The sequence below is a fragment of the Nocardia sp. NPDC056000 genome, assembly GCF_042269265.1.
In the GTDB taxonomy this organism is placed as follows: Bacteria; Actinomycetota; Actinomycetes; order Mycobacteriales; family Mycobacteriaceae; genus Nocardia.
The window spans coordinates 24,434-45,350 of sequence record NZ_JBHJXS010000007.1; the positions used below are offsets into that span (position 1 = coordinate 24,434).

20 protein-coding genes are annotated in these 20,917 nt (G+C 66.2%); 7 read left to right on the plus strand and 13 right to left on the minus strand.

Annotated elements, in window-relative coordinates:
- From ACFC4D_RS21010 to ACFC4D_RS21030, 5 genes are read right to left on the minus strand one after another with little or no spacing between them, the layout of a single operon-like run.
- A complete protein-coding gene (locus tag ACFC4D_RS21010; protein WP_375956743.1) occupies positions 1-774 on the minus strand; it encodes an enoyl-CoA hydratase/isomerase family protein in 774 nt (257 codons plus the stop codon).
- A 1-nt stretch (position 775) separates the two neighbouring features.
- The gene (locus tag ACFC4D_RS21015; RefSeq protein WP_375956740.1) at positions 776-1,585 is read right to left on the minus strand and encodes an enoyl-CoA hydratase/isomerase family protein; all 810 of its coding nucleotides are present in this window, start codon (positions 1,583-1,585) and stop codon (positions 776-778) included.
- Positions 1,582-2,379, minus strand: coding sequence for an enoyl-CoA hydratase/isomerase family protein (locus tag ACFC4D_RS21020; protein ID WP_375956737.1), 798 nt, complete (start codon positions 2,377-2,379; stop codon positions 1,582-1,584). The genes ACFC4D_RS21015 and ACFC4D_RS21020 overlap by 4 nt, the downstream gene beginning before the upstream one ends.
- The gene (gene fabG / locus ACFC4D_RS21025; protein WP_375956734.1) at positions 2,376-3,122 is read right to left on the minus strand and encodes a 3-oxoacyl-ACP reductase FabG; all 747 of its coding nucleotides are present in this window, start codon (positions 3,120-3,122) and stop codon (positions 2,376-2,378) included. The genes ACFC4D_RS21020 and fabG overlap by 4 nt, the downstream gene beginning before the upstream one ends.
- Positions 3,119-3,571, minus strand: a complete 453-nt coding sequence (locus ACFC4D_RS21030) for a MaoC family dehydratase (RefSeq protein ID WP_375956732.1) — start codon at positions 3,569-3,571, stop codon at positions 3,119-3,121. The genes fabG and ACFC4D_RS21030 overlap by 4 nt, the downstream gene beginning before the upstream one ends.
- A gap of 154 nt (positions 3,572-3,725) precedes the next feature.
- Here ACFC4D_RS21030 and ACFC4D_RS21035 point away from each other — a divergent pair, with 154 nt between their 5' ends.
- Positions 3,726-4,424, plus strand: a complete 699-nt coding sequence (locus tag ACFC4D_RS21035) for a TetR/AcrR family transcriptional regulator (RefSeq protein WP_375956729.1) — start codon at positions 3,726-3,728, stop codon at positions 4,422-4,424.
- Positions 4,425-4,429: 5 nt separating this feature from the next.
- On the opposite strand, the gene ACFC4D_RS21040 is transcribed toward ACFC4D_RS21035, so the two are convergent.
- The 4 genes from ACFC4D_RS21040 to ACFC4D_RS21055 all read right to left on the minus strand — a co-directional run bounded on the left by ACFC4D_RS21040 (position 4,430) and on the right by ACFC4D_RS21055 (position 8,213).
- Positions 4,430-5,584 carry an acyl-CoA dehydrogenase family protein gene (locus ACFC4D_RS21040; RefSeq protein WP_375956727.1) on the minus strand — a complete coding sequence of 385 codons (1,155 nt, stop codon included), beginning with the start codon at positions 5,582-5,584 and terminating at the stop codon, positions 4,430-4,432.
- A gap of 1 nt (position 5,585) precedes the next feature.
- The gene (locus tag ACFC4D_RS21045; RefSeq protein ID WP_375956724.1) at positions 5,586-6,734 is read right to left on the minus strand and encodes an acetyl-CoA C-acetyltransferase; all 1,149 of its coding nucleotides are present in this window, start codon (positions 6,732-6,734) and stop codon (positions 5,586-5,588) included.
- Between the two features lie 85 nt (positions 6,735-6,819).
- Positions 6,820-7,419, minus strand: coding sequence for a TetR/AcrR family transcriptional regulator (locus ACFC4D_RS21050; RefSeq protein ID WP_375956722.1), 600 nt, complete (start codon positions 7,417-7,419; stop codon positions 6,820-6,822).
- On the minus strand, positions 7,416-8,213 hold the full coding sequence (locus ACFC4D_RS21055; RefSeq protein WP_375956719.1) for an SDR family NAD(P)-dependent oxidoreductase: 798 nt from the start codon (positions 8,211-8,213) through the stop codon (positions 7,416-7,418). Before ACFC4D_RS21055 ends, ACFC4D_RS21050 begins: the two co-directional genes overlap by 4 nt.
- A gap of 102 nt (positions 8,214-8,315) precedes the next feature.
- On the opposite strand from ACFC4D_RS21055, the gene ACFC4D_RS21060 reads away from it, so the two are divergent.
- Positions 8,316-9,194 (plus strand): PaaI family thioesterase, encoded by an 879-nt coding sequence (locus ACFC4D_RS21060; protein WP_375956716.1) that lies wholly within the window; start codon positions 8,316-8,318, stop codon positions 9,192-9,194.
- Between the two features lie 356 nt (positions 9,195-9,550).
- Here ACFC4D_RS21060 and ACFC4D_RS21065 read toward each other — a convergent pair whose 3' ends face one another.
- Both ACFC4D_RS21065 and ACFC4D_RS21070 read right to left on the minus strand, forming a co-directional pair.
- Positions 9,551-9,817, minus strand: a complete 267-nt coding sequence (locus tag ACFC4D_RS21065; protein ID WP_375956713.1) for a hypothetical protein — start codon at positions 9,815-9,817, stop codon at positions 9,551-9,553.
- A 290-nt stretch (positions 9,818-10,107) separates the two neighbouring features.
- Positions 10,108-10,392 (minus strand): hypothetical protein, encoded by a 285-nt coding sequence (locus tag ACFC4D_RS21070; RefSeq protein WP_375956710.1) that lies wholly within the window; start codon positions 10,390-10,392, stop codon positions 10,108-10,110.
- A gap of 291 nt (positions 10,393-10,683) precedes the next feature.
- Here ACFC4D_RS21070 and ACFC4D_RS21075 point away from each other — a divergent pair, with 291 nt between their 5' ends.
- The 3 genes from ACFC4D_RS21075 to ACFC4D_RS21085 are packed head-to-tail and all read left to right on the plus strand — an operon-like array spanning position 10,684 to position 14,231.
- Positions 10,684-12,144 carry a glycosyltransferase family 87 protein gene (locus ACFC4D_RS21075; protein ID WP_375956708.1) on the plus strand — a complete coding sequence of 487 codons (1,461 nt, stop codon included), beginning with the start codon at positions 10,684-10,686 and terminating at the stop codon, positions 12,142-12,144.
- A 60-nt stretch (positions 12,145-12,204) separates the two neighbouring features.
- Positions 12,205-13,215 carry an alpha/beta hydrolase gene (locus tag ACFC4D_RS21080; RefSeq protein ID WP_375956705.1) on the plus strand — a complete coding sequence of 337 codons (1,011 nt, stop codon included), beginning with the start codon at positions 12,205-12,207 and terminating at the stop codon, positions 13,213-13,215.
- 38 nt (positions 13,216-13,253) lie between these two features.
- Positions 13,254-14,231, plus strand: coding sequence for an alpha/beta hydrolase (locus tag ACFC4D_RS21085; RefSeq protein ID WP_375956702.1), 978 nt, complete (start codon positions 13,254-13,256; stop codon positions 14,229-14,231).
- 14 nt (positions 14,232-14,245) lie between these two features.
- On the opposite strand, the gene ACFC4D_RS21090 is transcribed toward ACFC4D_RS21085, so the two are convergent.
- Together ACFC4D_RS21090 and ACFC4D_RS21095 are read right to left on the minus strand one after the other, a co-directional pair.
- Positions 14,246-15,025: an IclR family transcriptional regulator gene (locus ACFC4D_RS21090; protein ID WP_375956700.1), complete on the minus strand. Its 780-nt coding sequence runs from the start codon at positions 15,023-15,025 to the stop codon at positions 14,246-14,248.
- 520 nt (positions 15,026-15,545) lie between these two features.
- Positions 15,546-18,839 (minus strand): BTAD domain-containing putative transcriptional regulator, encoded by a 3,294-nt coding sequence (locus tag ACFC4D_RS21095; protein ID WP_375956697.1) that lies wholly within the window; start codon positions 18,837-18,839, stop codon positions 15,546-15,548.
- Positions 18,840-19,228: 389 nt separating this feature from the next.
- On the opposite strand from ACFC4D_RS21095, the gene ACFC4D_RS21100 reads away from it, so the two are divergent.
- Positions 19,229-20,059 (plus strand): ABC transporter permease, encoded by an 831-nt coding sequence (locus ACFC4D_RS21100; RefSeq protein ID WP_376065591.1) that lies wholly within the window; start codon positions 19,229-19,231, stop codon positions 20,057-20,059.
- A complete protein-coding gene (locus tag ACFC4D_RS21105) occupies positions 20,056-20,916 on the plus strand; it encodes an ABC transporter permease (RefSeq protein WP_375956691.1) in 861 nt (286 codons plus the stop codon). Before ACFC4D_RS21100 ends, ACFC4D_RS21105 begins: the two co-directional genes overlap by 4 nt.
- Position 20,917: the final 1 nt, after the last annotated feature.

Below are 20,917 nucleotides of genomic sequence, written 5' to 3' on the forward strand. Positions count from 1 at the left end.
CTAGCGGCCGTGAAATTGCGGGGCGCGGCGTTCGTGGAACGCCGCGACACCTTCGGCGAAATCCTCGGTGTCGAAGAGCCGGACCTGCGCATCGACCTCGTGATCGAGCATCGCGACCGGATCGGCGGGCCAGCGGCCCAGCGAAGCCTTCAGTTCACACAGCGCCAACGGCGCGACGGTGGCGATCCGCTCGGCATCGGCCAGCGCGCACTGCAACGCGGTGCCCGCGGGCACCACCGAGTCCACCAGGCCCAGCTCGAAAGCCGCACTGCCGGAGAGCTTTTGCGGCAACAGCATAAGCTGCTTGGCACGCGCCCACCCGACCCTGGCCGGGAGCGAGGCGAATATGCCCATATCGCCGGCCAATCCGACACCGGTGAACGCGGTGCTGAACACCGCGTCCTCGGCGGCCACCACCCGATCGCACGCGATGGCCAGTGACACGCCCGCACCGAAGGCGGCCCCCTCCACCGCCGCCAGCACCGGCTTGGTCCCGGACCAGATCGCGCGCACCACCCGTTGTGCCGCTTGGGCTCTCGGTCGGCTCGCCTCCTCCGGCATGCGCTCCATGGTGGAGATATCGCCGCCCGCGCAGAAGCCCGGACCCGCACCGGTGAGCACGATCACCCGCACCGACGGATCGGACATGGCCTGCTCGAGATGTTCGGCCAGGGCAACGCGCAAACCGATATCGATGGCATTGCGGCGTTCGGGCCGGTTGAGAGTGACGATCCGGATCGTCGCGCGATCCTCGATGAGTACGACCTCGCCCATATCACTTCCCAACGAACACGGGCGGGCGGCGTTCGATGACCGCGGCCAGTCCCTCGAGCGAATCCTGAGTACCGGACAGCTCGGCGACGGTCCGCGCCTCCTCCGCCAGCCGTTCCGGCACGCTCGCGCCCACGCCGCCCCACACCAGGCGCTTCACCGCGGCAACGGCTTTCGGAGCCATATCGCCGAAGTGCGCAGCGTAGGTGAGAGCTTCGATCTCGAGCGCGTCATCGGGGACCACCCGGGTGAGCAGACCGATCTCGAGAGCCTGCGCGGCGCTCAGCGTCGGATTGGTCAGCAGCAGTTCCATGGCCTTGCGGAGCCCGACCAGTTGGGTGAGCGTCACCGACACCCCGGCGTCCGGGGCCATGCCCACCCGCACCGCACCCGACATGAATTTCGCCGATTCGGCGGCGATGACGAAGTCCGAGGCGCAGACCAGGCCGAAACCACCTCCGCCCGCCGCGAATCCGTGCACGGCCGAGATCACCGGGACCTGGAGTTCGAGCAGCGCCGAGACGGTGATCTGCAACCATGCGGTCGCCTCACGCAGGTAGTCCGGGAGCGCTCGGCCTTTGGCGGCGAAGACCCGCACATCACCACCGGCGCAGAAGTTCGGACCGTTCCCGGTGATCAGTACCGACCTGACCGACCGATCGCCGTGGCAGGTCATGATCGTGGCGTGCAGGGCACGCAGAAACGGCACATCCATGCCATTGGAGGCCTCGGGGCGGTTGAGCCGGATGCGGGCGATACCGCTGTCGGCCATTTCCAGCAGCACCGGTGCGCGGTCCGGTGGTGAGTCGCTCATCGTGATGTCCTTTCACCGTGGGCGTTTCGGTCGGACTGATCGCGCGCGGTGAAGGCCGCGATGCCCGCACCCGCATCGCCACCGGCGAGGTGGTCCAGAACGGTGCGCTGTTCGAGGTCGAGTCCCTCGGCCAAGGGCAGTCGCAATCCCTGCTGGACAAGAGATTTCGATGCGGCGAGCGCGGTGCGGTCGCGCCGCGCCAGTCGTGCGGCGAAAGCGGGTACGGCGGTGTCGAATTCGGCGGCGGCGTAGACACGGTAGGCCAGGCCCCAGTCCAACGCCTCCGCCGCGGTGAGCCGGTCGGCGGTGAGAATGTGCGCGAGGGCGCGCTGGCGGCCGACCAGTCGAGGCAGTCGCTGACTACCGCCACCGCCGGGGATCTGACCGAACTTGGTGTGCGTGTCCGCCAGTATCGCGTTCTCGTGCAGCAGGACGATATCGGCGGCCTGGGCGAGCTCGAAACCACCGGCCATCGCGAATCCCTCGACCGCGCAGACCACCGGCACCGGCAAGGTGCCGATGAGTGAGCAGGCGGCGGCGAAGTTCGTGAACAGGCGCGCCATCGCCTCGCGGCCCTGGGCGCGCAGTCGTTCGAGTTCGCGGAAATCGCCACCGGCGCAGAAGTTTCCACCGCTGCCGCGAATGACGATGACGCGCGCGTCGCGGGCCGCGTCGAGCAGTGCGTGTTCCAATGCGCGCCCCAACTCGACCGTGATGGCGTTGAGTTGTTCGGGACGATTGAGGGTCAGGGTGGCGACATCACCGGCGCGGGAGGTCAGCACGGTATCACTCACATCAATCGCCCCCCACCGACTTCCAGGACCGCACCGGTCATATAGCTGGACAGATCCGAGGCCAGGAACAGGGCCGCACCGGCCACCTCGCTCGGTTCGCCCGCCCGCTTCATCGGAATGTCGGCCTCGCGCGCGGCGAAAACCTCGGGATTCATCGCGGCGGTCATGGGCGTGCGAATCAGGCCGGGCTGGATGGCGTTGACGCGAACACCCTTGTGCGCCAGCTCTTTCGCCGATGCTTTGGTGAGCCCGACGATGCCCGCCTTGGCGGCGCTGTAGTTGCTCTGCCCCGGATTGCCGGACTTGCCCGAGAGCGAGGACATATTGACGATCGATCCGCCACCGGCCTCGCGCATGACCGCCGAGGCCGCGCGCACGCCGAGCCAGGCGCCGCGCAGATGGACCGCGATCACCGTATCGAAATCGTCGGTGGTCATCTTGCGCAGCGACGCATCGCGGGTGACACCGGCATTGTTGACGAACACATCGAGCCGCCCGGACCAGCGCAGGGTCTCATCGACCAGTTGCTGCATCGACTCTTGTTCGGAGACATCACATTTCATGCCAATCGCGCGGCCGCCGACCACCTCGGCCGCAGCGCGCACACCGGGTTCGTTCAGATCGGCGAGCACGACGGCCGCGCCGTGCGCGTGGAACAGTTCGGCCACCGCCAGCCCGATACCACCCGCCGCGCCGGTGACGATCGCGGTCCGGCCATCGAGCAACCCGCTCGCGGCGCTCACGCGAGGAACCGGGCGATCGACTCGGCGACACAGGCGGGCTTGGCCGCGCCGTCGATCTCGATGGTGGTGATCAGGGTGGCCTGAATGCCGCCCGGCACTTCGCTGACCGACTCGAGGCGTGTGCTCGCCCGGACCCTCGAGTTCACCGGCACCGGCGCGATGAAGCGCACCTTGTCGAAGCCGTAATTGACTGCCATGGAAAGCTTTTCGATCGTGTACAGCTGATGGTTCAGCACCGGCAGCAGCGACAGCGTGAGCAGCCCGTGCGCGATGGTGCCACCGAACGGCCCGGCCGCGGCCCTGTCCGGCTCGACGTGAATCCACTGCTGATCACCGGTGGCGTCCGCGAACGCGTCGATCCGTTCCTGGTCGATGTCCAGCCACTGACTGGTCCCCAGTTCGGTGCCTGCCGCAGCGGCGAATTCGTCCAGATTGCCGAAGACCTTCACACCCATACTCCTTGATGGTTTTGAATTTAATATAGATTCAGAAAGTGACACAGGTCAACAGTTCCTACATCCCGTGCGGCACACTCCAGCGCTGGCAGAACCGCTGCGGCGCGGGCTGGCGAGTGCTGACCTGCGATAGCCGTATAGTCGACATGTGGTTAGAAAATCCGCCGCGATCGACGAGACGCCCGCCGCTCCGCCCACCGCCGCGGAGACCAAGGCCGCCCGCACCCGCACTCGCATTCTGGACGCGGCCGCATTCGTATTGAGCCGCAAGGGTTATGGCGGCACCCGGCTCTCGGATGTGGCCGAGCAGGCGAATCTGCAGGCGCCCGCGATCTACTACCACTTCCCTTCCCGCGAGGACCTCATCGAAGAGGTCATGTGGGCCGGGGTGGCGAGCATGCGTGAACACGTCACCGCGGTACTGGACGCACTGCCGCCGGAAACCGCACCGCTGGATCGCATCGACGCGGCGGTCGAAGCGCATCTGCGCCATGAACTCGAGATCTCGGACTACACGACGGCCGCGATTCGCAATGCCGGGCAGATTCCCGAGCGCATTCGTGCCCGCCAGGTCGCCGAAGAAAACGCCTACGGCGATATTTGGCGCGCGCTGTTCAGCGCCGCCAAATCCGAAGGGCTGCTGCGGCCCGAACTCGATCCGCGCGTGGCGCGCATGCTGGTGCTCGGTGCGCTCAATTGGGCAGCGGAGTGGTGGAATCCGCGCCGCGGCTCACTGGACGCGGTGGTGCGCACCGCGCAGACCATGGTGCGCAACGGGCTGTCCGCCGAGGCGGAAGACAGCGACACCGCGAAACCCAAACGCCGCACCCGCCGCGCCACCGCCTGAACGAATCAGCGACCGCTTGCGAGATCACGACCGATGAGTTCCTTCATGATCTCGGTGGTGCCCGCGTAGATCGTTTGGATGCGAGTGTCGGCGTACATGCGCGCCACCGGGTACTCGAGCATGTAGCCGTAGCCGCCGTGCAGTTGCAGGCAGCGGTCGATGACGCGTTTCTGCAACTCGCTCAGATACCACTTGCCTTTGGCGGCATCGATGGCGGTGAGTTCCCCGCCGTTGTAGGCCAGGATCGCCTTGTCCACGTACGCCTCGGCGACATCCAATTCCGTTGCCATTTCCGCGAGTTCGAACCTCGTGTGCTGGAAATCCGCGACCGCTTGCCCGAAAGCCTTGCGCTCGCGGGTGTATCGCACGGTATCGGTGAAAACTCGACGCGCTCCGGCATAGGAGACGGCAATGATCCCCATCCGTTCGGGGACGAGATTGTCGAACAGGTGAAACAGGCCGCGCCCTTCGGTGCCGAGCAGATTCTCCTGTGGCACAACGACATTGTCGAAGTACAGCTCGGCGGTGTCCTGACCGTGCAGACCGAGTTTTCGCAGTGGCGCACCGCTGCTGAATCCCTCGGCGCCGCGTTCGACCACGAAAAGGCTCAAACCACGTGAACCCGCCCGCGGGTCGGTGCGGGCCGCGACGATCACGATATCGGCACTGGTGCCACAGGAGATGAAAGTCTTCTGCCCGTTGAGAATCCAATCAGTCCCCGACCGGACGGCCGTGGTCTTGATGCCCTGGAGATCTGAGCCCGCCCCCGGCTCGGTCATGGCGATGGCTCCGATGGTGTCGCCGGTGGCAAAGCCACGCAGCCAACGCCGCTTCTGTTCCTCGGTACACAGATTCAGCAGGTAGTGCAGGATGATGTCCTCCTGCATGCTGACCGTCACCATGAACGAGGTGGCGTACACCCGCGCGGATTCCTCCCGCACGATCATCGGATAGCGGTAGTCGGTCTCCCCTGACCCACCGTATTCCGCGGGCACCGACAGCCCGAAGATCCCGTTCTCGGCGGCTGATCGAATGGCATCTCGATCGACCAGATACTGTTCGTCCCAGTGCTCGATATGGGGCACCACCTCCCGTGCGAAGTATTCGCGCACGGCCTCGCGGTAGCGCTCGTGATCGGCGGTGTACAGACTCCGTCGCACCTCAGAGCCTTTCGATAATGGTGACGTTGGCCTGACCGCCGCCCTCACACATGGTTTGCAGACCGTAGCGGCCACCGGTGCGCTCGAGTTCGTGCAGCAGGGTGGTCATCAAGCGCGCTCCGGTCGCGCCGAGGGGATGACCCAGAGCGATGGCGCCGCCGTTGATGTTCACCTTCGCCGGATCGGCCTTGGTATCTTTCAACCACGCCTGCACGACGCTGGCGAAGGCCTCGTTGATCTCCACGGCGTCGATATCGTCGATCGTGAGGCCGGTCTTCTCCAGTGCGCGCAGGGTTGCGGGGATCGGGGCGGTGAGCATCAGCACCGGATCGTCGCCGAGCACCGAGAGGTGGTGAATGCGGGCGCGGGGGGTGAACCCGTGGTCGGTCAGTGCCCGCTCCGATGCGATCAGCAGGGCCGCGGAACCATCGGACACCTGGCTCGACACCGCGGCAGTGAGTCGTCCGTCCGGCACCAGGGTTCGCAGGGCGGCCATTTTCTCGGGAGTGGTGTCCACGCGTGGGCCCTCATCGCGGGTCACACCGTCGAACGGCTGGATCTCACGATCGAATCGGCCCTCGGTCTGAGCGCGAATGGCGCGCGCATGGCTCTCGAGGGCGAAGGCTTCCATATCCTCGCGGCTCAAACCCCAACGTTCGGCGATCATTTCAGCGCTGCGGAACTGGGAGATCTCGGTCGTGCCGTAGCGGGCCTGCCAGTCCCGTCCGCCCCACGGATCGGTCGCGCCATACGGCTCGCCCGCCGCGAACGAGCTCAGGATCGGAAACTGCGTCATCTTCTGCACACCCCCGGCAATCACCAGATCCGAGGTACCGCTCATGACCGCCTGCGCGGCGAAATGCACTGCCTGCTGTGAGGATCCGCACTGGCGGTCGACGGTCACCCCGGGCACGGTTTCGGGCAGTCCCGCCGACAACGCGGCCGTGCGCGCGATGTCACCGGCTTGTGAGCCGATCGTGTCGAGACAACCGAAGACGACATCCTCGATGGCGCCGGGGTCGAAATCGCCACGTTCGACCAGGCGGCGAATGACGTGTGCGCCGAGATCGGCGGGATGGGTGTCGGTGAATCCGCCTTTGCGCCGCCCCACCGGGGTGCGGACCGCGTCGACGATGTATGCCTCTGGCATGGTTGGCCTCCTGAACTTCTTCTCATTGCTTAATTGAAATTAGATTTGATTTGTCCAGCAGAGATTGTGCGGCTCCCAGTTACCGCTAGGCCGCCAGGCCACCGCGCACGAGCAGCTGCGCGGTCATGATCACCTCGGTGACCGAGCCGCGCTCCCGGTCCCACCACTCCGCCGCCCAGTTGAGCGCGCCGACCACCAGCATGCGGGCGGTACGCAGATCCAGGTCCGCGCGAATCGAACCGTCCTGACGGCCCTGCTCCAGCAGACCGCGCCAAAGTGCGTGGTACTGCGCACTTTCCGCCGCGACGGGGGCATGCATATCTGGGGGTAGCTGGCCGCTGTTGCGGCTCACCGCGCGAGCGAAATCCGACAGTTCCAGCTCGACCCGCAGATGCGCCTCAACCGCCGCGTCGATGCGATCGAGCGAAGTGGCGTCTCCGGGAAGGGCGGCCAGCGCATCGGACACGTGCGTGCGCACCCACCGCTGTCCGACCACCATGACTTCGCCGATCAGCTCCTCGCGGGAGGAGAAGTAGTAATACATCGCGGGTGCGCGCAACTCGGCACACCGGGCGATATCACTGAGCCGGGTACCGGCGTAGCCGTTGCGCGCCAGCACCGTCGCCGCGGCGGCGAGTATGCGGTCGCGGGTGCCATTGCCCTGCTCGGATTTCGGCTCGGTCATGGCATCGTGTATCCGCCACTGACCGAGAGCACCTGACCGGTGACCTGCCGGGCCGCGGACTCCGAGGACATCCAGACCACGGTGTTGGCGATGTCCTGGGCCACGGTGAGCCGACGCAGCGGAATGTCCTTGCGCAGGAAATCGATCTGCTGCTCGTTGAAGACCGCGTCCTGTCCCGCTGCCCAAAGACTGTCCGCGCCAACAGCTTCCGGGCCTTCCGGAATGACCAGGCCCGGGCACACGACATTCGAGCGGATGCCATGGCGACCGTGCTCACGCGCGGTGGTGCGTGCCAATGCCAGCAGCGCCGCCTTGGTCGCGCCGTAGACGCCCTGGCGGATCTGCCCGAACGCGGCGTCGCTGGCGATGAATACGATCGACCCCGCGCCCGCGGCCCGCATGGGCTCGATGGCTGCCTGTGTGCACGCGATAGCGGTGAAGATATTGACCTCGACCAGGCGCTGCCAGCGCCCCCGATCGGTGTCCTGCGCAAGGAAGTTCGGCACGCTCCACCCCGCGTTGTTGACCAGCGCGTCCAGCCCGCCCCACGCCTGCACCGCACATCCCACCGCGGCCTCGGCCGCGCCCTCGACGGTCAGGTCCCCCACCGCCAACTCGACTTCGGCCGCCCCGAGCACGAGCGCTTCCGCGCGCACCCGCTCGGCTTGCGCCTTGTCGATATCCCCCAGCACGATCCGCGCGCCTTCCCGCGCGAACCCGTGCACGATCCCCCGTCCGATATTGGATGCCCCACCGGTTACCAGCACTCGCGCCCCGGCCAAACCCAGATCCATGAACGCGACCTTCCCGCCCGAGTCATATAATCTATTTTCAATTCAAAAAGATACGGCGCGCCAGCGCCGGTGGCAAGCACCGCCCTTGCCGGGAAGGCCTCCATGACATCGACCACCGCCGCGCCGGGATCGGGCACCCCCGCCACCACCGTTCGCGCCGCCGATCCCGCGCGCCGCGCAACCGAGGTCTCGGCCTACCCCACCCTCCCCACCGAGCGCCGCTTCCGAATCCGCGTTGTCGCGACCGACGCCGGACGGGTACACGCCCAGCAAACGTTGCCCCTCGAGACAGCCCGCACCGGCACCCATCTCGCCGGATCCCTCGGCCCCCTGGTCGATTTCACCATCGGCCGCGCCACCCAGACGGTCCTGTCCCCCACCGTCGCCATCCGCACCGCGGGCCTGCGCATGGACCTGCTCAGCACCGCCCTCACCCCCGGCGAGATCATCGAAGCGCATTCGCGCATCCTCGACCTCGACAACTACTCGGTGTACGGCGAAGTCCACATCACCACCGCCGATGGCCGCCCCGTGGCCCGCGCCTCAGCCCGAATGCTCATAGTGCCCGGCGAAATCGGCCCCACCGATCCCGCCGACGCCGTCACCCCACCCCACCCGCCAACATCCTTGGCCGCCCTGTTGACCCCTCTCACTCATCCGATGTCCGCGGGCGGGGTCACTCTCACCGCCCCCACCGCCCCCTGGATGACCAACCCCTGGGGCATAGCCCACGGCGGCATCCCTGCGGCCTTCGCCGGCCTAGCCCTCGAGGACGCGGCCCACATCACCGCCGGCCCAGTCCGTTTCATCGACCTCTCGCTCACCTACCATCGCCCGATTACGCTCGGCGAAGACGATATTCACACCGATGCCCGCATCGACCGCCTCGGCGCTCGCACCCTCGCCGCCACCTGCTCTGTCTACCAACAGGATTCGGACCGTCCGGCTGCAACAGCCACGGCGAGTTTGATACGTATGTGACTCGCCTAATTGGTTGCGTCGGGGCTGGTCGCGGGAAACGCCGACGCCCATCGCTGGGCACGGCGGAGCAAAGCTTTCACGAACACGGCCGCCACCTGACCGCGGAGCCCTCAACTCCGTTACCGCAATTCCGGCGGCATCTCGCACCGCTGGCAGGCGTCAGGGTTCGATGCGAACGCGTGGAGCCTGAAAAGTCAACGAGCCGTCGGCATCTGAATCGATCGCACTACCTGACTCAGCAAACCTGGAAGCAGGATTAACTCATGCTCGACTACATTCTGCGGGTACTACGCACTCCTGTACCTGCCCGGTGGCCCCGGGTTCGCACACACCGCGCAGCCCCGGGAACCGGAGAGTCAGGTTCGGAGACGGCGGCTGACATAGGCGACGATCCGACGCACCGAACTGTTGTTCTCCGGCTTCCAGTCGTCCTCCGGGATGTCGATGCCGAACCGCTTGCCGACCTGTTCGCGCAGTTCGGTAAAAGCGATCTCGTCCAGATGGTGGATGGGTTGCAGTCCGTCATCCAGGTCGATCTTGTAGTCGCGCTCCTCCGCCGCCGGGAAGATGATGTCGTTGAACAGGATATGACGCACAGCCGCGATGATCTCGTCATCCTTCATGAAACACGCACCGCAATCTCTACAGTCCGGCAACAGTTTCGGGCTGACGCCCAGCCGGGCACGAATACCATTCTGAGGCTCCGGTGCCCACGGCGGTCGGTCAATGCCTCACATTCGATGCGGCACGCACAGGATTCATCAGCCGCTCACTTCAGCCTGGGCGCAATGGGAACTTGCTGTCGCCCAAGCAGTTCGGATGGCCGCCCAATGCCTGGGTCACGGCGATAGCAGAGGTCGGGATACAGCCTGCCCGTCGCCGTGGACGGCAAGCTGCGCTCGCTGGTGGCGAGTCAACGGGTGGGTGTGCCTCTGGCGTAGCTTCCGACGCTGGAATCATGGCCGGGCCGCAGGATGTAGGTTTCGGGCGGGTAGGTCATGCGGACCACGACGAACTGCTCGAGCGGGTCGAGAGATCGCGGTCGCGGGTCGGCGTCGGCAGGGCCGGGGCCGCAGGCGGCGAATGCCAGCGCCAGCAATGCGATCGTTGCCGCGGTCGCGGTGATCACTCGCTGTGGCCAGCGGTCGGGGATGGGTAGATCGTTGTCCAGAGCCGTCCCGTGGGTCGATTCGTGCACTCGCACATCCCCTTTCGGTGGGCCGCGGATTCCCGCCCGGGCGAGCAGATGGAACCCGGGCGGGAATGCGCAGCTGTTCTCAGATGACGGCCAGGATGATCCCCAGGATTGCTCCCAGACTTGCAACTGCGAGGCCGGCCGCGCTGCCGATACCGGGCAAGAACATGATTCCTCCATTGGTCGTCGGATTTCTTGGTGCCGGCCATTCGAGAACGCCGGTCGAGTGATTTCTAGCCGCGCATCGGCTAGGGGCACAACGGTTCTCCCGTCTCACGGGAATCGCGCAGATCGGTGACCACCTATGGGACCGCCGTCGCGCGCCGGATTGCTCTTACCACGGCGTTGCACGAGTTTTCAGCGATCGTTGAACGGTGGGTGGAACGTTGGGAATTCCCTGCCGCATCACGGAGGAGCAATTTCCGAGGAGGACATATGGACCCGCGTCGAGGTGGCGAGCGGATCCGCGCCGTCGCATCGGTCAGGCGATTTCTCCTACCGGCAGGCACTACTCCCGCGACGATACTGCCGATAGTCATGTGGCCTATCGCCATTCTGACAATGCTCGACGCCGTGGTCTTCAGGGCATTCGCAGGCGACGCCACCGACGACTTCCGACCGGTTCGTCTTGCGGTGACCGCATTCCTGCACCATCGCCCCGTCTATACCGAGAACCTCGACACCACCGATCCGCACTACCTGTATCCGCCCGGCGGAACCCTGTTGCTGGCGCCGCTCGGGCCCATCGACGAACAGGTCGCCCGGCAGATCTTCGTCGTGGTGAACGCGGCCGCGATCGTTGCGGCGATCTGTGTGCTGGTCCGGATGTTCGGCTATCGGCTCGATACCGGGATCGCTCCGATCGCTTTGACCTTCGCATTCTTGTCCGAAGCGACGATCAATACTCTGACTTTCGGCAACGTCAACGGGATCATTCTGTTGCTGGAAGCGGTATTCCTGCGAGCGCTGCTCGCGCGCAGGAATATTCGGGCGGGACTCGTGATGGGACTGACGATCACCGTCAAGCCCACGCTCGCACCGCTGCTGCTGATCACCATCGCTCGCCGCCAGTGGTCCACCATCGTTACGGCGGTGATCACACCGGTCGCGATCACCGCCATCGCGTGGCCGCTCTCCACGGACCCGCTGGCGTATTTTCAGCGAAATCTGCCCTACAGCATGCACATTCGCGACTACTTCAACTCGTCGATCTCCGGAATGGCCCGCTACTACGGAATCTCACCGCCGCTGACACTGATCCTGCGCGCGGGAACCGCTATCCTGATCGTCTCGATCCTCTGGCTGCTCTACCGCTATTACCGTCGCGACGAAGTGTTCTTCGTAGGCACCACGGCGGGGGTGTTGATGCTCGGATCGTTCCTGCTGAGTTCGCTGGGGCAGCAGTACTACTCGATGTTCGCCTTCCCGCTGCTGATGACGGTGACGCTGCGGCAATCCCTGATCCGCAATTGGCCGGCTTGGGCAGCGATCTTCGCCTTCATGAGCTACGACAAGTGGCTGCTGGACTCGAATCAATCCTTGGGCCGCGCCCTCGAATACTGGCGTGTACCAATAGGATGGGCCGCACTGCTCATCGTCATGGCATGCGTGTTGACCGACCGCTACCTCGCCGCTACACGTGAGGGCCGACTCGCAGACGGGATCGACCCCCCGCACCTTGCCCCCGATCTCCCAGGCCGAGCGCACACCCCCAGCAGCCACCTGGACATTGCCCGGTCGTTCAACGTTTTTTGAGCGGCGTGTGGATCCTTGGTGCAATTCGCAACGCGTGAGCCAAAACTGAGGAGGGACCGCATGACTCAGTACCGACGGCCTGCCCGGATCGACGATTTCGCGGCAGATTCGCTGCGAGCGCTCGGGGTGCTCGCCGCACACGGTCAGCAGGGGCGAGCGCCCGCCGATCCACGTCATCGGCGCGTCGATCCGGCGGTCGCGGCGTTGATTCGCCCGGGTCCCGCGCTCGCCGAGGTGTCCACCATCTCGATGCCGGGTGAGGTGAATCCGCTGGCGCTGCGGACCTATCGGCCGACTCATGATCCGCGGCCGCTACCAGGCATCGTGTACTTACACGGTGGTGGTTGTGTACTGGGAGGTTTGGACAGCCACGACGCGTTCCTGCGCACCCTCGCCGCCCAAACCGGCCATCTGGTGATCTCGGTGGACTATCGGCTGGCCCCGGAGTTCCCGTTTCCGGCGGCGATCGATGACGCATGTGCCGCAACGGAATACATATTCGACCACGCGGACCGCTTCTGCCTCGACCGAAGCCGCTTCACACTGGCAGGAGACGGTGCCGGCGCTGCACTCGCCGCGACGGTGGCGCAGCTGACTCGCACGGCCGCGATGCCGACCCACCAGGTGCTGATCAATCCGCAAACCCGATGGCAACCCGCGACAGCCAGCCGCATGGCCTTCGCCAGCGGCACCTATCCGACTGCGGCACTGCTGAATTGGTTCACCGAATGCTATCTGCCCGATCCGGACGACCGCCACGACCCGCTAGCCACGCCCACGCTGAGCGGCCGCCTGGGCGAGCTGCCACCGGCGACGGTGATCACGGCCGAACTCGATCCGCTCCGCGATGAGGGTGAGCTCTACGCCCGGGCGATGAGCGATGCGGGCGTCGATGTCGCACATTATCGAATGCCGGGCGCTTTTCACCTGCTGTGGCTGGCGACCGCGATCAATTCGCTGGCCCAGCGCCGCGTGATCGCCTTCATCGCGCGGCGCATCGCGGGCGGCATCCCCTGCCAATCCACGCCCGCTACCGAAGCCCCCTGGCGACGTCGGCTATTTCTGACGTAATCACGACCGGCACACCGTAATACGAAATCGAGAATGGGATGACGGACGACAATGACCAGCCCCGCAACGGGCACCGCGCGATCGACTACTCCGGTGACACTCACCTCGCACTGAACCACCTGTCCTCGGCCCCGGACTTCTTCAGTGCACCGATAGCGACCCAGCGCCGCTACGCCGATCGCCGCTGGGCCGAAATCGCATCACCACCGCCGCACGTGCCCTCGGTGGTGACCGTGACGATGCCGACCGCGGCCGGACTGCTGGCCCTGCGGATCTATCGCCCCGCTCTGGTGTCGAGGCCGCGGCCGGGAATCCTGTATTTCCACGGGGGCGGTTTCGTGCTCGGCGGGTTGGACAGCCATGATCCCTTCCTGCGCACCCTGTGCGCGAGCCTGGGCAGCGTCGTGGTCTCGGTCGACTATCGGCTCGCACCTGAGCATCCCTTCCCCGCCGCCGCTGAAGATGCCTGTGGGGCAGCCGATTACCTGATCCGTCATGCCGATGTCTTCGGTATCGATCCCGAGCTGATCACGGTGGCTGGTGATGGCGCGGGTGCGGCGCTCGCCGCAACAGTGGTCCAGCACCGGCGGGCCGCGAACGAGAGCGGGATCATCCACCAGATACTCATCACTCCGCTGCTGCGCTGGCCGACCGAACCGGACACGATGAGTCGGCGCATCTTCTCCGAAGGCTACGACCTCACCCTCGAACTGCTGGACTGGTTCGCCTCCTGCTACCTGCCCGATCCCGCCGATCGGCTCGACATCCGCGCCGCGCCCGGGTTGGCAAAGGACCTGCGCGATCTGCCGCCGACCACCGTGATCACCGCCGGGCTGGATCCACTGCGGGATGAGGGCGAGCAGTACGCCGAGGAACTGGCGGCGGCGAACGTGGATGTCGCTCTGCGTCGACTCGACGGCGCCTTCCACATGCTGTGGCTGGCCAGCGCCATCAGTCCCGCGGTGCAGCGCACCGTCATCGACACGATCGACCTGCGGCTGGGCCGCCGACTCTGAACCATCGGCAGCGCTCACGCCACCGTCTCATCGGACGACTTCTCTAGTGCGACAACGATTTCGGCCAACGCCTGCCGCATCAGGATCGCCGCACCGATATGGTCGTCCAGCTCGCCGGAGCGGCCCGACATCGACAATGCGGCCACACCCGCCCCGGCGACCATGATCGGCATCCCCACCGCACTGCGTCCGGGGGTGAGCCAGCCGTGGCTGAGGTGATATCCCCGCGTTTGCGCTGCGGCCAATTCCCCCTGCAGCCCCACCGAATCGGGGGTGGAGGCGGTGAATCGACGCAGCGACCCGCGCAGCACCTGCCCGCGAATCGGTTCGGGCGCGACCGCGAGCAACGGTGTGACGCCCGCGCCCGCGTGCAGGCTGTGCACCGCGCCGGGACGCAAAGCACCTGTGGCCGAACCTGATTGACGGGCATCGAGACATACCGCAGTGCAATGGACGCGCACGGTGAGCGCGACGTCGAGCCCGGTCTGTTCGGCGAGTCCGGCGGCGATCGGGCGCACCGCCCGCATCAGCTCGGCATGGTTGTGCCCGCATCGGTCGGCCAGGCGCGCACTGGGAATCAGGGCGCCGTCGATCTCGGAGACGAATCCGGCGCTTCGTAACAACCGCAGATAGCGATAGGCCGAGGAGGACGGGACCGCCGTCGCCTCGATGACCTCCGCCGCCGTGACCGAGCCACGATCCTGAATGAACGACAGAATGCGCAGTCCCCGATCCAGTGGCGACAATTCACGGTTCGCGACATGGTCGCCGGACTTCGGAACAGAACTCGTCACGGGTACCTCCCAAGAGCCGGGTTCGGACGAGACATGACGATAATCGCCGATTTCTGTTCCACCTACAGCCGTTGACCTGGTCATTCCAGGGATTTTCAACACATTTTGAACAGTGGTCCAGATGAACGGCCCCGTTAACGAACCGAACCCGGCTCTCGTGTTGTGGGGGGATCACGAGTGCCGGGTTCGGACGTGTAGCCGGGTCGTAGTGGAGTGAGGGAAACCGGGCGGCCCGGAGACTAGAGGAACGCCGCCCGCAAATATCGACCCGGATGCTGACCGCAAGGACCAGCCAACGCGCAGTAACACGATTTCTCTGAGTTCACCTCCTTGGCCGAATTCGGCGGCGCACTCGGATAATCGGGCAGATTCCGAGTTGCACGTCACCGAATCCCGTTGTGCACCAATCGAAATAGGCAGTCATCAATTGGTACACAACCGAGCCTATTGCCGAGCCTCGAACACGACAACGGTCGCTGAGCTGAGCGTTCACCCGACGTTGAGCGGTCCTCGAGCCGTCCTATGCGCGCATGGTCGCCTCGCTGCGTTCGGGCCCCGATTCGTTTCCGAGCGTGCGCCGTTCGGCGTCCAGGCGAGTCAGGAACATCACCGCGCCCCGTTCTTCGGCAAGGGCGTACGCCTCGGCCAGTATCGTGCGCGCGTCCGCGCGGCGTTCCCGCGCGGCATAGCGGCGGGCCAGATCCAGCAGCGCGGTGAGCAGGTCGACGATCGATTCGCTGCGCCGCAGATGCCGAACCGACGATTCCAGCAGCGTGACCCGCTCTTCGTCGGGTGCCGTGCGCGCGACCGCGCGCAATGCGATGCCCAGGCTCCGATCGCAATTCCAGCGTTGTGCGAGTTCGAGTTCGGTGGCGGCCAATTCGGCGGCCCGGCCGGTATCGCCGAGACGGAACAACTCCCCCGAGGCCAGACTGCGCCACGGCACGAACGCCGGATTATCCAGTCCCCAGGCCACCGCCCGGCGGCCGGTCTCCAGGAAACAGGCCGCCGACTCGCGGGGGCGCCCGCGCAGGGACGCCAGCACACCGCGCGCGGTATTGACCGTCAGCCATTCCCACAGCTCCGGATTGACCGTGGCGGCCGCGTGCTCGATCCAGCGCTCGGCCTCGTCGACGCGGCCCAAGCCGATCAGCGCATAGGCACGATAGGTGGCCAGGGTCGCCGGATATCCCGCTGCGCCATCCTCGTCATAGGCCCCCAGCAGCCCGCATTCGAGCAGAGAGCGATCGAATTCCGCACGCCGGAAACATATTTCGGCGCGCAGGGCGGCGCGGTGCACATCCACCGAGGCGAACAGCCGCGGGTCGCGCTGCTCCCCGAGCTGCCAGGCCAGGGTCAGCTCATCGGCCCACAGGGCGATCTGCGCGTGCATCCCGGTCAGTTCCCGGGGTAGCACATCGGCGTGCAGCCCGAGTTCGCCGGAGAAACACCGCAGCGCGTCGGCGGCCGGAATGCGGACTCCGAACGCGTCATCGAGGATCGTGACCGCGGCGGCCACCGGATCATCCACCGCTTCGCGTTGCGCGGCAACGAATGTCGACCATGTCTGCGGCCGCAATGCCGCGATCACCCATTCGCAGGCGTGCACGGCCTGCGCGGCCACCGGATCGCGGGCCTCGGTCTCGGCCAGCACCTCGGCGAGCAGCGCGGCGGCGGCATCGACGTGCCGCTGGGTGGCCATGGTCCACAGCAGCGGCACCAGCGCGGTTGGCGCGCCCCCGGTGCGGCGTTGATCGCGCAGCGCCTCATCCAGATACAGGCGCGCCGCAGTGGGATTGGTGAACTGCGCCAGGCAACCCAGCCGCAACAACACTTCGTCGTGCGGGTCCGGCACCGCGATCCGCCGCGCGGCCTCGAGATGGCGGACCGCGTCCGCGGCGTCGAGGCGTGCGACGCAATCCTCGGCCGCGGCGATGAGCACACTTACCCACTCCGCGTATTGCGGCCCCTCCAGTTCCAGCAGATACGAGGCGGTTTCGCGCGCGGGTCGACCGGTCAACACCGCATGGCGGGCCGCGGCCACCAGGATCCGCGCATCGTCACGCGGTTTGAGCACGTTCCCGATCATCGTGCCGATGAGCGGATGACGGAACACCGGCGGATCCACCGACCGCAATACCCCCGCGGTATAGAGCAATTCGCACCGCTCACGGGTCGCGGCCTCGGGCTCACCCACCACCGCCGCGACGACCGGCAGCGTGGCCCGGCCCGGCGGCAACGCCACGATCGCGTGATAGGTGGCGAGCAATTCCGGTGTGCCCGTCTCCAATTGGCGACGCACCGCCAGCGAGTACGCACCATCGGGAAGGTAGGCGGGAAGCACGTCACGATCGGGGAATCGGCGCAGATCGGCCAGCAGACCCGTCAGCAGGTCGGGGATTGCGACCGTCGCCCGGCAGATCTCCTCGACCAGATCCGGGCTCGGCACCGCACCCAGTCTCCGGGTGATGATCTCGACGATCGATCGATCATCGAGCACCCCGACCCGCACGATCTCGTTCGCCGCGCGTTCGAGCGCGGCCTGGCGCATCGCGGCATCCGGTTCCCATTGCCGGTCCTCCATCGCGGCCACGACCAGCACGGCCATCGCGTGCAGCCGGACAGCGACCGAGCACAGCACTCGCACCGAGGTCTCGTCGGCGTCGAAGACGTCATCGACCAGGATCAGCAGCGCCCGCTCCCGCGCGGCCATGGCCAGTGCCTCGAGCAGCGCATCGGCATACTCCGTATCGGTGGCATCGTGTTCGATCATCCGAACCGAATCCTCCGCTACCGCATCACAGATCGCGGTCAGCAGCGGCGGCTGCCCGGCCCGCTCGGCGTGACCGGTCCCGACCCGGACCACCCGCAAATCCGGCGATCGCCGATGAAGTTCTTGCAGCACAGCCGATTTGCCGTACCCCCGATAGGATTCCAGCACCACGAAGGCACCGGTTCCTTGGGCGGCCCGTTGAGCATAATCTCGCAGCACCGCGAGTTCGGATTCCCGGCCCGAGAACATCGGCAGACTCGGTGTGCTCGAAGTCTGCTCGCCCCCGGCCGGGGGCGGTGAAACAGGCGGCGCGACGGGGCTGTCGACCCCTGCCAGTACCTGCCCGTGCACTGCCCGCAGTTCCACCCCGGGCTCCACACCCAACTGGTCGACCAGCACTCGCCGCGTCGACCGGTACACCTCGAGCGCCTCCGACCGCCGCCCGCGCGCATGCAGCGCCCGCATCAGCAACACCGGTGGCCGCTCGCGCAACGGTTGCTCGGCCACGAACCTGCGCAGCCGATCGATCACCTGCTCGGACCGATTCGCCAGCACCGACGCTTCCAGGCCATCCTCCACGAGCGAGAGTCGGCGCTCGGTCAACGCGGCCCGCTGTCCAGCCGCGAACGGTCCCGGAATCCCGGACAACGCCTCCCCCGAAAACACTTCCAGCGCAGTGTCGTAACGCTCTTGCGCCCCGTGCCAATCCCCCACTTCCCGCAATGCCTCCGCCTCGGCCACGAGCCGCTCGAACACCCCGAGATCGCACTGCTCGTCCTCGATCCGCAACTGGTACCCGCCGTGCCCGGACACCAACACCGTAGGCGGTGTCCGCGGCGGTCGGTTCGGCTCCAGCACCCGCCGCAACGCCGACACATGTGTCTGCACCACCCCGACACCGCCCGTCGGCTGCTCCCCGTCGTACAGCGCGTTGACCAGCGTCTCCACCGGCACCCACTGCCGCCGCCGCAATGCAAGTACACACAGCAGAGCACGGCGCTGCGGCGGACCGAGGTTCGACAGCTTCGCGCTTCGCCACACTTCAACGCCATTGAGTAGAACCAGCCTTACAACATCCGGCCCGTCTGCGTTACGCCCCATTACTGGTCCACCAGCCCTCCTGTGGGTTGCCAGAATATTGCCACGGCTCGACAGCAAGCATCGCGGCGGTCCACGATGACGCTGTCGAGCTCCGACCAACCGGGGGCAACTCCGGACACCTGGTTAACCACCGGTAAACCGCGTGAGAAATCTTGACACAGTGCTGTGTCTACTGCCAGAGTGTGGCCACAGTGTGTTCGCCAAGTCACATCCACCCCGGTGGTGTTCGACAGTTCACACTGTTCGGCCGCGCGGGGACGGCGGCGATGCGGGGCGTTGGCAGGAGGTGCGCGATGCGGGTCTTACCGCGTGGGCGCGGCGAAGGAAGCATGACAAAGGGTGGATCGCCCGCATTGCGGGCATTACGAGCCAACACGGGCGAGACCATGGGGTCGAGTCTCGGCACGCTGGGGCGGGCGGTGCGATCGGGGCTCGAGGCCACGCGGATCGCGGTCACCGATGCCGCACGCGGGCGGTTACAATCGCGAGAAGCGTTGCGGCAGGCGTGGTTTCTGGTCACGGTCACCACCATCCCGGGGCTGTTGATGGCGGTGCCGTTCGGCGTGATCGTGTCGGCGCAGGTCGGCAACGTGGTACATCAGCTCGGCGCGAATTCGCTCATCGGGGCGGCGGGCGGACTCGGGGTGATCAAACAGGGAGCACCTCTGGCGACCGGAATCCTGTTGGGCGGGGCCGGATCCGCGGCGATCGCGGCAGACCTGGGGGCACGCACCATTCGCGATGAGATCGACGCCATGCGGGTCATGGGAATCGATCCGGTGCAACGGCTGGTGGTACCGCGGTTGGTGGCGATGCTGGTGGTCGCACCCCTGCTGAACATCCTGATTCTGGTGGTGGGCATTGTCGCGGGCTACATCGCGGCGATCGCGGCGCTGGGGGTGACACCGGGCAGTTACTGGGAGTCGTTCGGCGGCTTCGCCTCCTCGGCGGATGTGTGGCTGTCGCTGGTCAAGTCGGTCATCTTCGGCTACATCGTGGTGGTGATCGCCTGCCAGCGCGGACTCGAGGCCCGGGGTGGCCCCCGAGGGGTGGCCGATGGGGTGAACGCGGCGGTGATTCTGTCGGTGGTCACCATCGCGGTGGCCAATACCGGAATCACGCAGGTGGCCACCATGTTTCTGCCGACCCGGGTGGCATGATGGCCGCGCCGTATGTTCCGGTACTGCTGCGCCCGCTGGACCATGTGCGCAGACTGCGACCGCTGCGACCGCTGGACGAGATCGGCTTCGTGCTGGTGTTCGCCTGGCAGGTGCTGGCGGCGATTCCGTTGACGCTCAGGCACTATCGCTCGCAGGTCGTGGTGACCATCACCAATATGACCTGGGGTCGCGGCAGCGTGATCGTCGGCGGCGGCACCGCCGCCGTCATGGTGGTCATGGGCGCGGCCGTAGGCGCTTCGATCGGCATCGAGGCCTACGGTGCGTTGAACACCGTTGCGCTGGGCCAAGTTTCAGGGCTCGTGTCCGCGTTCGCGAATACTCGTGAGCTGGCACCGATCGCGGCGGGAGTCGGTTTCGCGGCACAGGCGGGGTGCCGGATGACCGCGGAGATCGGGGCAATGCGGATCTCCGAGGAGATCGACGCCATCGAATCGCTCGGCATCCGGTCGGTACCGTTCGTGGTCACCACACGGGTGATCGCCGCGGTGGCCTCGATCGTGCCGACCTTCCTGATCGCGCTGATCGTCAGTTATGTGTCGGCAGCACTGGTGGTGACGACATTGCACGGGGAACCGAGCGGGGTCTACAACCACTACTTCACCAGTTTCGTGGTCGGCTGGGACATCCTGGCGGCGGTACTCAAAGTCGCGGTGTTCGGCGTGGCCGTCATCCTGATCCATTGCTACCAAGGGTTTTTCGCCACCGGCGGACCAGAAGGCGTCGGTATCGCGTCGGGACGGGCCATCCGCGCCAGCCTGGTCGCCATCGTCGCGCTCGACATGATCATGACCATCGTGCTGTGGGGCTTCAACGCCCCCATCACCTTCTCGGGGTAGG

Bases quoted from the DNA above. Each gene is read 5' to 3' on its own strand.
- ACFC4D_RS21105 (WP_375956691.1), top strand. From the start codon at position 20,056: ATGATGGCCGCGCCGTATGTTCCGGTACTGCTGCGCCCGCTGGACCAT.
- ACFC4D_RS21100 (WP_376065591.1), top strand. From the start codon at position 19,229: ATGACAAAGGGTGGATCGCCCGCATTGCGGGCATTACGAGCCAACACG.
- ACFC4D_RS21065 (WP_375956713.1), bottom strand. From the start codon at position 9,817: ATGAAGGATGACGAGATCATCGCGGCTGTGCGTCATATCCTGTTCAAC.
- ACFC4D_RS21085 (WP_375956702.1), top strand. From the start codon at position 13,254: ATGACGGACGACAATGACCAGCCCCGCAACGGGCACCGCGCGATCGAC.
- ACFC4D_RS21080 (WP_375956705.1), top strand. From the start codon at position 12,205: ATGACTCAGTACCGACGGCCTGCCCGGATCGACGATTTCGCGGCAGAT.
- ACFC4D_RS21010 (WP_375956743.1), bottom strand. From the start codon at position 774: ATGGGCGAGGTCGTACTCATCGAGGATCGCGCGACGATCCGGATCGTC.
- ACFC4D_RS21015 (WP_375956740.1), bottom strand. From the start codon at position 1,585: ATGAGCGACTCACCACCGGACCGCGCACCGGTGCTGCTGGAAATGGCC.
- ACFC4D_RS21050 (WP_375956722.1), bottom strand. From the start codon at position 7,419: ATGACCGAGCCGAAATCCGAGCAGGGCAATGGCACCCGCGACCGCATA.
- ACFC4D_RS21060 (WP_375956716.1), top strand. From the start codon at position 8,316: ATGACATCGACCACCGCCGCGCCGGGATCGGGCACCCCCGCCACCACC.
- ACFC4D_RS21045 (WP_375956724.1), bottom strand. From the start codon at position 6,734: ATGCCAGAGGCATACATCGTCGACGCGGTCCGCACCCCGGTGGGGCGG.
- ACFC4D_RS21055 (WP_375956719.1), bottom strand. From the start codon at position 8,213: ATGGATCTGGGTTTGGCCGGGGCGCGAGTGCTGGTAACCGGTGGGGCA.